A 13,735-nucleotide genomic window follows, 5' to 3' on the forward strand; every position below is an offset into this window, starting at 1 on the left:
TTAAGCGATACAATCGCTTAATTTTTTATTAAGCTCTTGTTTATAAGCAAATAATGAAATAGAATTAAAGTGGGAGGATAATGAGTACAGATAAAACATATGCGCTAAAATGTAAAATGATTAAAGAAATTTTTAAGATCTATAACAATCAAAATAGGCTTAATAACATTATGGATTTTCAAAAAACATTGAGCATTGGATTATCTGCTGAAATGTGCAAATATACAGAACATTTTGCAACAAATAAAGAGATGCTTGATAAAGTCATGTCTCAATTAGATTCAAAACATTCATGAATCTTACAAAACATTTTTATTAAAAAAAATCAAAACCGTAAAAATTGGTATCAAGATTATTTTTCTAGAAGCACTTTTTTTAAATTAAAAAAAGAAGCGATAAACGAATTTATAAACTTATATTTTGTTGGTCAATTCCCTCAATCGTGTATATAATCTTGAAGACCATGTTTACAAGTTTAATCCATATCGGTTTAAAATAAAAAACCAAAACTTTGATAACTCTAATAAAAAAAGCGAGTGAATACGCTCTAAAGACATAAAAATTCAACTCATCAAAAATCACGATGACAATAAAGTTATTTTAGCTTTTTATGTTGATTTTAATTTAGATGTTCCTCTTTTGTGGCCTAAGGCGACACTCAAAATTAATGACCAAATAATTTTTGAGCACACTAAAATATCCAAAGGATTTTTTGCATTAGATAAAGATGTTTTAAATTTGGATTTTGAACATTTAAATTCTATTGAATTAACTTTATTTAACTACGATGATGTGTTTTCTAAAACCACTATATATAAGTCAGATTTAATAAATGACCCGCCACAAATTCAAACAGATAACACTTTTGTGGAATTAAAATACCCAGCAAGCTATGATTTTTGATTTACTAAAGAATCATTTAAATTGAACACACAATATTACAAAATAAACATAAATTTAAGAAATATTAACCAATTAAAAACTTCTGAAATTTTTGGTTATTCGATAACCAAAAAAACATTTGAATATTTAAGTCCAAAAAATCGTTACGATTTTGGTTTTCCTCAAACAACCAATAATGAATTAATCTTGCAAGATTCTCAAAAAAATGTCCCTTTAAAATTTGTTTATGCTAGCGAAATTGATCAAAACAATGTTGGTTTAATTAAAAATAATTTAAAGAGTCTGCATAGATTAATCAAAATTAAAGCGAATGATTATAATGGTAAAGAATTTGATGTGATTAACAATGTGATCAAATTTAAAAATATTATTAACACCAAAAAAACCTTGATTCTAAACTTAATATTGGATAACAAAAAAATACCCATAACTTTTAACTTATTAGTTAAAAAACACCGAGAAAATTTTAAAAAATTTAATATAAAAATAAAAACACTAACAAACCCTAAAAAATTAAATAAGTATGATTATTTGATTAAATTTGCTGATTTTAAGGACCTTTTATTAGCTGAAAATTTAGATATTTTAACCTTTGAAAAGTACATCAAAAAAGATGAAGAAAATATTGATGATTTTTAGTGTTGTCTTTTTAAGTGCTCTTGCTGCAGGTGGATTATATTTTCTCTACACGCAAATGTATCAAAAGCGACAAAAAAGCGATTCACCCCCAAAAACTGAAACACAATTACTAACAGAAAATAAAAGTGTATTCCCAAGTGTTGATGAAAGATATTTTCAAGATTTTTTAAAAAACAATGATTTTAATACCCAAGAAATTGACGAGAATATCATATCGGCACTAATACAAGATATCATTAGAAGAATAAATGCAAGCGGAGGTCAAATTGAGTTTTCATATCAGTATCAACCTGATTTTATAACTATTGATATGAAATACACAAACGAAAATGTCTCTGAGTTAAAAAGTTTCGAAATTTCTATTAATTCATTATAATTTAACCATGAATATACAAGAAGTAATAATTAAAAGTTTAGAAACTATGTCTAAGAAAAAAGTTTCTTTAGATGATACTTTAAGCTCACTTAAGTTAGATTCTTTTGATTTAGCAGAATTAGTTATCGAAGCAGAAGAGAAGTTTAATGTTGAAATTCCAGATGAAGAATTTAACGACATAAAAACTGTTAAAAATGTTGTAGAACTTTTTGAAAAATATATAAAAAATTAATTAACAAAAAACAAAAGTTAATATTTAGCGCTATAAAACAGCTATTTTAGCTGTTTTTCTAATCCTTAAAAATTTAGCAATTAAAGTGTTTAACTGCTAAAAAAGTGGTATAATTATAACAAGAATAAGGAGGTTGATATGAATGCAAGTTGAGAAGAAAACAAAAAACCACTTGAAAAATACGGTAGAGATCTTACTAAATTGGCTCGCGAAAATAAATTAGAGCCAGTAATTGGAAGAGATGAAGAAATTCGTAGAATGGTGAGAATTCTTAGCAGAAAAACAAAAAATAACCCTGTTTTAGTTGGGGAACCTGGAGTGGGTAAAACAGCAATTGTTGAAGGTTTAGCTCAAAAAATTGTTGAAAATCAAGTTCCTGAAAATTTAAAAAATGTTAGGTTAATTGAACTTGATTTACCAGCTTTAATAGCGGGTGCAAAATATCAAGGAGAATTTGAAGAAAGACTTAAAGCTGTATTAAAAGAAATTGAAGAAAATAACGGCGAAATAATAACATTTATTGACGAAATCCACATGCTTATAGGTACAGGAGCAGCTGGTGGTGGTGCGATGGATGCAGCCAATATTATTAAGCCTCTTATGGCTAGAGGTGGATTACACTTAATTGGTGCAACTACTTATGATGAATATAGAGAATATATCGAAAAAGACCCAGCTTTAGAAAGAAGGATGCAAAAAATCGATGTTTCTGAACCTTCGGTAGAAAACACAATTACAATTTTAAGAGGTATCAAAAAAAGATTAGAAACATATCACAAAGTAAAAATTGAAGATAGCGCTTTAATATCAGCTGCAGAATTATCAAACAGATATATTAGCGACAGATTTTTACCTGATAAGGCAATTGATTTAATTGATGAGGCAGCGGCAACAATTAAAACAGAAATAAATTTCCAACCTGAAAAATTAGAAAAAGCTAAACAAGAAAAAATTAAATTAGAAATGGAAAAAGCAGCTTTAAAATCTTCTAATGCGCCAAAAGAGCAAATAGAACAAATAAGAAGTAAAATTCAAAATAATAAAGATTTAATTGATGCTTTAGAAAAACAATGATCAAGCGAAAAAGAAAGATTACATCAATTAGCTGTTTATAACGAAGAAATTTCTAATTTAAATCATAAAATACTTTTTGCGCAAAACGAGGGGGATTTTGAAAAAGCTTCACGTTTAAAATACAATGATTTGCCTAAAGTTGAGAAAAAATTAAATGATCTAAAAGAATTGATTAATAATTCTAGTGATTCCTTAGTTAAAGATACAGTTAAACCTGATGATATAGCTCAAATTGTTTCTAAATGAACAAAAATACCTATTAATAAACTTTTAGAAGGTGAAAAAGATAAATTGTTTAAAATGGAAGATAATTTGAATCACGAAGTTATTGGCCAAAAACACGCAGTTGATGTCGTGTCTAAGGCTATTATAAGAACAAAAGCAAATATCAACGATCCAAATCGTCCATTAGCAAGCTTTTTATTTTTAGGTCCAACAGGTGTAGGTAAAACTGAATTAGCTAGAAAATTAGCTTATGAGCTCTTTGATAGCGAGAAAAAAATGATTCGTTTAGATATGTCTGAATATATGGAAAAACACACTGTAGCCAAAATAATTGGAGCTCCTCCGGGTTACGTTGGTTACAATGAAGGTAATTCATTAGCTGAAAGAATAAGAAAAAATCCATATACAATTTTATTATTAGACGAAATCGAAAAAGCTCATCCAGATGTTTTAAACGTTTTCTTACAGTTATTAGACAATGGTGGTATTACTGACAGCGTAGGTAAATTCATTAATTGTAAAAATATAATTGTAATTATGACATCTAATTTAGGAAGTAAGGAAATAATAGACTCTAAAAATAAAATATCAACAAATAAATTGAGAGACATTTTATTGAAATTCATGAAGCCTGAATTTATAAATAGAATTGATGAAATTGTTACTTTTAACCCATTAAACAAAGAGAATTTAGAAAAAATTATTTCTTTAGAATTAGATAAATTAAGACAGAGAGTTTTAAAAACATCTAAATTAAATATTGAATTTGACAAAAGTGTAATTAACCAAGTTATTTCAGAAGCTTATGATCCTGAATTTGGTGCAAGACCAATAAAAAGATATATTCAAAAACATGTTGAAAACTTTTTGGCTATTAACATATTAAAACAAAACTTTAATCCAGAAACAATAAACAAAATAGCCTATAAAAATGGAGAATACGTTATTAAATAGAAATTTAAAAAACTCGTATTAGCGCGAGTTTTTTTCACTAAAAAACACTAAATTTTTTAGCTAAAAAAATCTTGTTTTTTTTCTTGAATACTTTAAAATTAAAAAGCATAAATAACAGCGGTAAATTATTTTAGAAAATGAGTTTTTCAATTTTTGAATTTGTTAGTAGACTAGCTGCATGTCAAAAGCATTAAGAAAAAATCACTCTAAGAGGAATTTGCTTCCTTTATGCAGAAAGAGGAAAAAATGTCAAGATATACAGGACCAGTGTTCAAAAAATCACGTCGTTTAGGTTACTCAATCTTAGAAACAGGTAAAGAGTTTGCTAAAGGTAGAAAAAGAACTTACGCTCCAGGGCAACACGGTAACAAAAGAGTTAAATTAAGTGATTACGGATTACACTTATACGAAAAACAAAAAATTAAACACGTTTTTGGAATTAACGAAAAACAATTAAGAAGAACATACGTTAAAGCTTCTAAATTAAAAGGTGTTGCAGGGACAAACTTATTACAATTATTAGAAAGTCGTTTAGATAACTTAGTTTACAGAGCAGGATTTGCTGCTACACGTAGACAAGCTCGTCAATTAGTTAACCACGGACACTTTTTATTAGATGGTAAAAAAGCTGATATTCCTTCAATGATTGTTAAAGTTGGACAAACAGTTTCATTAAGAGAAAAATCTCTTAAAAACCCACAAGTTTTAGAAGCTGTTGAAAACAAAGAAGCTGCTGCATGATTAACAAGAAAAGACTTCACAGTTAAATACGATAGATTACCAGAACGTAACGAAGTGCATACAGAAATTAAAGATGCGTTAATCGTTGAGTTCTACGCTAAATAATAAGGAGTAATATATGAAAAAAGATATACACCCACAATATTTCACAGTTGAAGTTTCATGTTCAACATGTCAAAAAGCTTTCAAATTAGGTTCAACTAAAAAACACTTTACAGTAGACGTTTGTTCAGGATGTCACCCTGTTTACACAGGAAACAGAGCTCAAGTTAAAGCTACAGGAAGAATCGACAGATTCAACAGAAGATTACAAAAAAGTCAATCTAAATAATTATATTGATAGAAAAACATCACTTTTAAAGTGATGTTTTTGTTTTATTGGAAGTGGTTTGTGTAAAAAATGTTCCATAATGTTAAATTTATGGTATTTGATTGAATTATTAATAATAGTTCTATAATTATGCTTATTAATTAAAAATGAGGGAAAATGAAAAAACTAAAAAAACACTTAATAATCATAAGTTCAGGTGTTATTTCAATGTTACCAATGGTTATGAGTTCTTGCTCAAACATTCACAATTCATTAACAAAAACACCTAATACAGAATCAGATCAAAACGATATTGTTATAAACGACTCTTCTAGCGAATCAAAACACAAAAGTGATTCAGAACAATCGCCATCACAATCATCAACAAACTCAATAAGTGATACAACCAAAAATAACGATAATAATCCAGAAAATAATGAACAAGTAAACACACCTAGCAATGTTGAAGTTTCAAACTTAGAAAAAAATGAAACACAAGATAAAACAAATATAGATCAAAACACATCAGAAAATAATGATAAGCAAAATCAACCTATAGACAATGTAAGCGCTAATAAAGAAACAGATGAACAAAAAATAACTACACAAAAAGAAAATACTGATAACTTAGAATTAACTAGCGTTAATAATTCTGAAGCAGAAGAATCAACAAATAACAGCGAAAATAAAACAGATGATATTATAGTGACAGATCAACAAAAGTGAGAATACGACAATACAAAAAATTTATTTGTTCTTATTGATTCGCTTAATTCTTTGCAAGAGTTAAAACAACTAGCCAATGAATTACTTAAAGGTTACGATAACGCTTTTGCCAGAAGAATTGATTGAAAAACTTTTTTCGTTAATCCTAAAAGAAAAGAATTGGGGAATTTAATCAATAATTCTGAATTATTAATTCAAGATTTTAAAGAGTTATTAAAACAGATAATTTCTTCATTAAATCAGGAAGGGACATTAATTATTTACGCTTTTGGAGAAACCCAACAACAAGATTTAAATTCGCTGATGGAGAAAATACTTGTACAACTTTCTCAACAAAACCAATCTAAAGTTATTTATTTTGTTACAGATGAATTAAATTCGCGCGAAAATAGTCAGTTTGTGGATAAACTTCAAGATTTTGTAACAAATAATTATTATCTAATTCCTAATATTTCTTTAACTAACAAAGGTGAGTTATCGATGTTTCAAAATCCTGATTCTTTTGTTTCTGAATTAAGGGTAACAACTAATAATTTTGTTAATGACGACATTAAAAAAGCTTATTCTAATTTGATGAAACAGATAATTTCTTTAATCGATAAAAATATGTCTGTAGAGGAAAAAGTGTTTCTTGTTACTAGGTATATAACAGATTATGTAGTTTATAAGATAGAACTAGAGAATAATCAAAGCGAAGGTCAAGAAACTAATCTACATACGGCTTTAAAAAACTTTGAAGCAGTATGTAAAGAATATGTTGATTTGTCAGCGATGGCGTTTTCACTATTAAACATTAAATTTGTTGTTCAAACAGGAGAACAACACACTTGATTAATGGTCCAAAATAATAATGGTGAGTTTGCATATGTAGATCCAACTCACATGGAAAGTAGATACAAAGACTTGTTCAGAGTGTTTTTTGATACCAAAGGTTCAACTGCTTCAGGTTTAGATTCTTCTAATATTAAAGGTGTTTTATTTGCTCACAAAGTACCTTTAATTAAAGAAGATAGACCGTTTTTACAAAGTATTTATAAAAATTCAGATCCAATGATAAGCGAAAATCAATATAATCAAACATTCATCAAAAAAATTGTTGATATATATGAAAAACATAATTTATATGACATTGTTGACCCAAATAATGTAAATATATCAGCTATGATGTACTGGCAAGGACATGTCTATTTTGTTGAACAAAACATGATGAAACGCTTTTCAATTCAAGACAAACAAATTAATGATTATGATCTTTTCAATAATTTATCAACAACACAAAATATTTTTGTAGAAAATAGAGCAATTAATTACCTAAACGAAATTTACTTTATCGGAAACAAAAACGATAACAAATATATCTATCAATACAACTTAAGTGATAATACTTTAAAACAATTAAAACAAATATCTTCCGACATCAGTGACTTTAAGTTACATATTAATGCTTTAAACAACACAATAGATTTTTACTTATATGATTATAAAACACGCAAATTTACAAAAGATTTATCAATTGATTTAACTTATAATCTAAGTCGAAATCAATCTTACAAAACACTTAAAAATTTCGCTAATTTCATCATGAACTTAGATTTGTTATCTAATGAACAAGCCAATAATTTAGTCAAAATATTAAGAGAAGACAATTCGCATAAATTAATTGATTTTCTAAACCAAAACACTAAATTTAATTAATTATTTAGATTAATTTAAACAAAAAAGCCACTTTTATTCTAAAGTGGCTTTTAATATTAAGGTTGATTAGAATTTTGAGGTTGCTCAGGATTATCTGAAGATTGTTTTTCATTTTGTGTCGATTCGTTAGTTGGTTCATTTAAGTTCGAATCATCAGAGTTGTCTTCGTTTATACCTGGATTTTGTTCGTTGTGAGCATTTTCTTTTTCTTTATCTTTTATATAGTTAAGAAAATCGCTATATTTAAAGATGACTTCTTTTTTAATGACTCACTTAAATAACTGATTTAAATTGTGTGGAATAATATTTATACTCAATGTGACTTGATCTTTTTCTTTGTTAATATTTATTTCATCATAAACAAGATGGTAGTTATTTAAAAATTCTTCTTTTTGTGGTGAAGTAATTTCTAAATATTCGTTTGCTCATGCCGTAGCTTGTTTAGGATCTGTAGGAATTAAAATTTCGTTTTTATCTTTTTTGGTCGAAAATTCTAATTGATTAAATTCGTTTAGAGCTGTATAATAAGCCTCAATGTCAATTTCAGCTTCAAAAACTTTTGGTTTATTATCAGCGTCTTTGTAGAGATTAACATTGGTTGTAGATCTTAAATTGTCTTTTGTTGCTGAATAAACTTTCGACATAAGTTGGTAATTTAAATAAAATTTATTATCTTTAAATTTAAGTTCAACGTTTTTAAAATCAACGTCAACGTTATTATTGTGAGTTTTTAAAGGATCTTTAGTTAAGGTAAAAGCAAATGATGAGGAAACAAATTCTTGCAGAAGCTGTTGATCATTTTCTAATGAATTAAATTTTTCAATAAAGTTTTGGTAAGTAGAAATATCTTTAGGAGGAATAAAAGATATTTTTTCAAGTGTGGAAGAATTTAAATATTTATTTTCAGAAACTTTTTTAAAACCTGATAATTCGTATACATTTGAAAAAGTTACTTCTTTTTGTGGATTATCAGATTTTCTTATTAACTTAACTTCTATTAGCAATTTTCCATCAATATCATTTGCAAAAGAGTTTGTAACAATGTCATAATTAGGTAAAAAGAAGTTAAGAGGGGTTAAATTATCTGTTTTAAGAATGAATTTTTTATTTTTTATACCAGAGATACCAATGTTTTTTTCTATAAATTGCGAATTTCAATAACTACTTACTTGATCAAAAGGTATTAAATTTCTTATTAAAGGTTCGAGCGAATTTACAAATTCCCCTGCAAAATAGTTACTTATATCAATTTGCTCAGGATTTGAGTGCAATTTAAAATCACTTAAAGATAAATTGTTTTTATAGTCAATAATTGAAGATTCTTTTAAGGAATTTGAAGAACCATTATATTGTTCATTTTTTGTCAGTTTTGGCGCATTTAAGAAATAATTAACTCCAGCAGCTGTAACAAAAGCTGCAGAAGCTACTAATGCTGAAGAATAATAAAATAATTTTTTGTTAAATCTAATTTTCATATTCAACCTCTTTTTCAAACAATGAATCAATATGATTTCTTAAATTATCAATGTTTATATTTTTTTCTGAACTTACCATAAAATAAGAAGCTTGGACATTTTGTGAATCAATCTTAAATTGTTTAATCATTTTCGCTTTTTCTTTTTGGTTTAGCTTATCGATTTTTGTGTAAACGATGGTTAAAGGTAAATTTATTTGTTTAAGAAATTCTAAAATTTGTCAATCTATTTTTGTGATTCCTGTTCTAGAATCTATTAATAATACAATATCACTAAGTCTAGGGTTATTAAGTAAATAAAACTCAATCATCTTAAACATTTTTTCTAACTGTTTTTTAGATAACTTTGCATATCCATAACCAGGTAGATCAACAAAAACATGACCTTTTTCATTCCCAAAATAATTTAATAATTGAGTTCTACCAGGTGTTTTACTTACTCTGGCTAATTTATCATTTTTAACTAAAGCGTTAATTAAGCTGCTTTTACCTACATTACTTCTTCCTCAGAAACATATTTCGTTACTAGGGTGTTGATATCAATCTTCGCTTGAAGTAGAACTTTTGATAAACTTATACATTTTCTAATTTCTCCTTATGCCTTAATAGTGTTGATGAAAATTCAATGTAATCATAATCTGGTATTATCAAAACAGTTTCTAAGTCAGGGTTTAATGTTTTGTTTCCTGCAGCTAATTCTAATTCATAGTTAAAATCTTTTATATTTCTAGCGCTTCTAATTAAAAAATTTACTTTTAAGTCTTTGGCGATATCAGCCATGAAGCGATTAGAGTTTCTTAAAATTGTAATATTAGGAATATCTTTTGTTTTTTCTTTAACTTGTTCAAATCTTTTTTCTAAGTTAGTTTGCGTGTCTTTATCTGGATTTATAGAAACAACAACATAAACATGATCAAAAAGTTTTAGTGCTTTTTTTAAAACCTGAACATGGCCTTCGTGCATAGGGTCAAAAGAACCAGGGTAAATTGCTTTTTTATTCATATAATTTTATAGCATCTTTTGCTATGACTAACTCTTCATTAGTTCTAATTACATAAACGGGAATTTCACTATCTTCAGTTGAAATTAGTTCGTATTCACCAATTGGACCGAAGTTTTTATTTGAATCTAATTTAACATTAGCAAAATTAATATTGTTAATTATTTGTTCTCTAATTTTTGGACTATTTTCACCGATTCCTGCAGTAAATACAATAGCTTCAACTTTAGGACCAATTTTATTAGCGTACATAGCGATATAATCAACAACTTTATTAGCAAATAATTCAAAGGCTAATTTAGCCTGTAAATTTCCATTTTCTTTTGCGTCGATAATGTCACGCATGTCGCTACTTAAATTATTTGAAACACCCATTAATCCACTTTTTTTGTTTAAGATGTTTGTGAATTCATCGATGTTAATGTCCATTTGTTTCATTAAAAATTGGTGAATAGAAGGATCGATATCACCGCTTCTAGTACCCATCATAATACCTGCAAGAGGAGTTAATCCCATTGATGTATCAAATGATTTAGAATCTTTAACAGCACATAAACTACCACCATTACCAAGGTGACAATTCACAAATGTAACTTTATCTTTTTTAAGGATTTCTTGTAATTTTAAAGTTATATAACGGTGACTAATTCCATGAGCACCATATTTTTTAACACCATATTTTTGAGTTAATTCATATGGTATTGCATATGTGTGATTTACTTGATTGATGCTTGTGTGAAATGCTGTATCAAAGTTTGCACTTAATTTAGCGTTAGGCATAGCTTTTTTAAACGCTTTCATAGCTGCAATTGCTCCTGGATTATGTAATGGAGCGTAAATTGAAACTTGATCAATTAATGCTATTTCTTTTTCTGTAATTTTACTTGCTTTATCAAAGTATGGACCACCTTGAACAACTCTAAATCCAATATTTGAAATCTCATCTGCATTTTCAACAAGTTTTAATTCTTTCATCATTTTTAAAACTTCTTCAACAGCAACTTCAAAATTTGGAAGAGGTAATTCTTTTTCGTATTTTTTATCAAATTTAATACTCAAGTTTCCCATTGGTAGAGTAATTCTCTCAGCTAAACCGCTAGCTATAACTTTTAAAGTTTCTTTTTCAAATAATGTTAGTTTAATTGAACTGCTACCTGCATTTATAACTAAAACTTTTTGAGTCATTTTTTATTTTTCTCCTTCACTTTGTAAAACAGTTATTAAAACAGTATTAACAACATCGTCAACTGTACTTCCTCTTGAAAGGTCATTTACAGGCATTTTTGCACCTACAACAATAGGACCAATAGCTCCATAACCACCTAAACGTTGCACAAGTTTGTATCCAATATTACCAGCTCCTAAATCTGGGAAAATTAAAACATTTGCTTTTTCTTCGAAGTATTCTCTTTTGTATTTAGCTTTTCTAATTTCAAAATCAAGTGCTGCATCTAATTGAATTTCACCAATAGCTTTTGTTGCTTTGTAATTTTGATTGAATAAATCAGTTGCTTCTCTAACCATAACTGATTCATCTGTTTTAGCTGATCCGTCAGTTGAAAAACTTAAAAAAGCCACTCTAGGATCAAATCCCATTTGTGCTGCGAAAGTAGCTGCATTGATCCCAATATCACTTAATTGTTCTTTGTTTGGTTTTGGATTTACACTAATATCTGAAAAAATTAATGTATCTTCATCTTTGTGCATAATCATTACACTTGAAATTGTCTTGATTCCTGGCTTAGGACCTATAACCTTAAAAGCAGCTCTTAAAATGTCTGCTGTTGGGTAATTTAGTCCACCCACAACACCATCAGCTTTACCCATTGCTAGTAACATCATTGCATAAAAAGGTCTAGTTTTTAAAACACTTCTTGCTTGTTCTTCTGTCTCTTTACCTTTACGTAATTCAACATATTTTGTAACCATTTTTTCGATTAATTCTTTATCTGAAAATATATTTTCGAAATTTAATCCACATTCACAATTTTTGTCTTCTTCAACTAATAAAGTTAATTCGATATTTTTAAATTTAGCTAACTCTTTAGCCGCTTCAATCATTCTCTTATCGTCACCGTCAATTAAAACAATTTTTTTTGTTTTATTAATTGCATTTACTTGATTGACAATTTTATCTGTAAATTTCATTTTTCCTCCATGATTTACTTAAAATTTAATCTTATAAATTTTACATTATTATTCTTTTGCAAACTAAATAAATATATTTTAATATATTAAAATAGATTTATAAATGTGCATATTCATTGTTTATCATTAAAAAAACTAAGCTTTTTATCCTAAGCTTAGTTTTTTTAATCTAGATACGAACTCATTGTTATTAATGAAAGTGGATAGTAGATTGCGTAGCAATCATAAATTATGTCTGAGTATATTTTTTTAACGATTTTTTGTTCATTGTAAATAAAAGGTGTCGCATAATTTAATTCCAAAACGCCAGCGTTAGAATTGACAAAGATTAAGCATGAATTTGGGGTTACAAGAAATTTGTCAATATTGTATAAAAAACCATTTTTATCTTTTATTCTTTTTAAGGCGTTCTCCATATACAAAGGAGTAGCTATCATTCTGAATTTAACTGGATCTTCAGCTAGAGGTCTAAAAATTTTATTAAAATCAGGATTTTCAGTAAGTGAGTAATTATCTTTTTTAAAAAGTGACGAACCACCGCTAAAAAATCTAAATGTTGTTTTTGATCTTTCTTTTAAGGTTGTTGTATCCAAATACATTACAGTATAGTTTTTTTCGTACTTTACGCGATTATTTTTAACATGTCTATATCATACATATGTACAATTTGTAACAAACAATGGATATTTTTGGTAAACTCCAATAAAATGAGTTTTTTTGATACTTTGAATGCGTGCGTCAGAAGGAACTGAAGAAGGTTTGTTAGCCATTAAAAATGAAGCTGTCATATCAAATGTATAAGTATAATTTTTTTGTAATTCTTCTTGATTTAAGTATTCTAATTCACCTAAAGCTTCAAAAGCTTTTTTATAGTAATTAAGTATTTTTTGTCCATCAGCTACTTTTTGATTGATAGTTTTTTTATTTTTATTCGAAATAAAAAAACAAGTAATTAAAAAAAATAAATTTGCCACAAAAAGTGACCCTACAACTCCAAGTATTCAAATATTTTGGTTTAAAAAACCTACAAAAGAAATTACAAAAAGCACAAAAAATAATAATGATGATATAACAAGAAACAAATTAGCCTTTTTCTGAAACGGTGTTAGTGATTTTATGGCCGATGATACGTCAGCTTGAATACTTTCATATATTTCATTGCTTACGTTATTTTCAAAAACTTCAAATTTTGTATAATCTGTAACTTTTCTCATTTTTCTCCTAAATAAAAAAAGCAA

14 protein-coding genes are annotated in these 13,735 nt (G+C 27.3%); 8 read left to right on the forward strand and 6 right to left on the reverse strand.

Features of this window, described 5'->3' with window-relative positions:
* Window positions 1–80: 80 nt before the first annotated feature.
* From V2E24_RS02275 to V2E24_RS02310, 8 genes are all read left to right on the forward strand, one after another.
* Entirely contained in the window at window positions 81–452 is a 372-nt protein-coding gene (locus V2E24_RS02275; protein ID WP_330500807.1) for an MG284/MPN403 family protein, read from the forward strand.
* Window positions 421–1,542: a hypothetical protein gene (locus tag V2E24_RS02280; RefSeq protein WP_330500808.1), complete on the forward strand. Its 1,122-nt coding sequence runs from the start codon at window positions 421–423 to the stop codon at window positions 1,540–1,542. The genes V2E24_RS02275 and V2E24_RS02280 overlap by 32 nt, the downstream gene beginning before the upstream one ends.
* Window positions 1,517–1,918 carry an MHO_1590 family protein gene (locus V2E24_RS02285; protein ID WP_330500809.1) on the forward strand — a complete coding sequence of 134 codons (402 nt, stop codon included), beginning with the start codon at window positions 1,517–1,519 and terminating at the stop codon, window positions 1,916–1,918. The genes V2E24_RS02280 and V2E24_RS02285 overlap by 26 nt, the downstream gene beginning before the upstream one ends.
* 7 nt (window positions 1,919–1,925) lie before the next feature.
* Window positions 1,926–2,150: an acyl carrier protein gene (locus V2E24_RS02290; RefSeq protein ID WP_330500810.1), complete on the forward strand. Its 225-nt coding sequence runs from the start codon at window positions 1,926–1,928 to the stop codon at window positions 2,148–2,150.
* 138 nt (window positions 2,151–2,288) lie between these two features.
* Window positions 2,289–4,403, forward strand: coding sequence for an ATP-dependent Clp protease ATP-binding subunit (locus tag V2E24_RS02295; protein ID WP_330500811.1), 2,115 nt, complete (start codon window positions 2,289–2,291; stop codon window positions 4,401–4,403).
* Between the two features lie 246 nt (window positions 4,404–4,649).
* The gene (rpsD, locus tag V2E24_RS02300; protein WP_330500812.1) at window positions 4,650–5,249 is read left to right on the forward strand and encodes a 30S ribosomal protein S4; all 600 of its coding nucleotides are present in this window, start codon (window positions 4,650–4,652) and stop codon (window positions 5,247–5,249) included.
* A 13-nt stretch (window positions 5,250–5,262) separates the two neighbouring features.
* Window positions 5,263–5,475 (forward strand): 50S ribosomal protein L31, encoded by a 213-nt coding sequence (gene rpmE, locus V2E24_RS02305; RefSeq protein ID WP_330500813.1) that lies wholly within the window; start codon window positions 5,263–5,265, stop codon window positions 5,473–5,475.
* 156 nt (window positions 5,476–5,631) lie between these two features.
* Window positions 5,632–7,875: a hypothetical protein gene (locus tag V2E24_RS02310; protein WP_330500814.1), complete on the forward strand. Its 2,244-nt coding sequence runs from the start codon at window positions 5,632–5,634 to the stop codon at window positions 7,873–7,875.
* Between the two features lie 56 nt (window positions 7,876–7,931).
* On the opposite strand, the gene V2E24_RS02315 is transcribed toward V2E24_RS02310, so the two are convergent.
* The 6 genes from V2E24_RS02315 to V2E24_RS02340 form a co-directional block, all read right to left on the reverse strand.
* Window positions 7,932–9,350: an MAG1430 family protein gene (locus V2E24_RS02315; protein ID WP_330500815.1), complete on the reverse strand. Its 1,419-nt coding sequence runs from the start codon at window positions 9,348–9,350 to the stop codon at window positions 7,932–7,934.
* The gene (gene yihA, locus V2E24_RS02320) at window positions 9,340–9,930 is read right to left on the reverse strand and encodes a ribosome biogenesis GTP-binding protein YihA/YsxC (protein ID WP_330500816.1); all 591 of its coding nucleotides are present in this window, start codon (window positions 9,928–9,930) and stop codon (window positions 9,340–9,342) included. The genes V2E24_RS02315 and yihA overlap by 11 nt, the downstream gene beginning before the upstream one ends.
* The gene (gene coaD / locus V2E24_RS02325; RefSeq protein WP_330500817.1) at window positions 9,923–10,351 is read right to left on the reverse strand and encodes a pantetheine-phosphate adenylyltransferase; all 429 of its coding nucleotides are present in this window, start codon (window positions 10,349–10,351) and stop codon (window positions 9,923–9,925) included. Before coaD ends, yihA begins: the two co-directional genes overlap by 8 nt.
* A complete protein-coding gene (locus V2E24_RS02330; protein WP_330500818.1) occupies window positions 10,344–11,534 on the reverse strand; it encodes an acetate/propionate family kinase in 1,191 nt (396 codons plus the stop codon). Before V2E24_RS02330 ends, coaD begins: the two co-directional genes overlap by 8 nt.
* A 3-nt stretch (window positions 11,535–11,537) precedes the next feature.
* Window positions 11,538–12,497: a phosphate acetyltransferase gene (locus V2E24_RS02335; RefSeq protein WP_330500819.1), complete on the reverse strand. Its 960-nt coding sequence runs from the start codon at window positions 12,495–12,497 to the stop codon at window positions 11,538–11,540.
* Between the two features lie 164 nt (window positions 12,498–12,661).
* Window positions 12,662–13,711 carry a hypothetical protein gene (locus V2E24_RS02340; RefSeq protein WP_330500820.1) on the reverse strand — a complete coding sequence of 350 codons (1,050 nt, stop codon included), beginning with the start codon at window positions 13,709–13,711 and terminating at the stop codon, window positions 12,662–12,664.
* Window positions 13,712–13,735: the final 24 nt, after the last annotated feature.

It is taken from the genome of Mycoplasmopsis ciconiae (assembly GCF_036350065.1).
GTDB classification, from domain to species: domain Bacteria; phylum Bacillota_I; class Bacilli_A; order Mycoplasmatales; family Metamycoplasmataceae; genus Mycoplasmopsis; species Mycoplasmopsis ciconiae.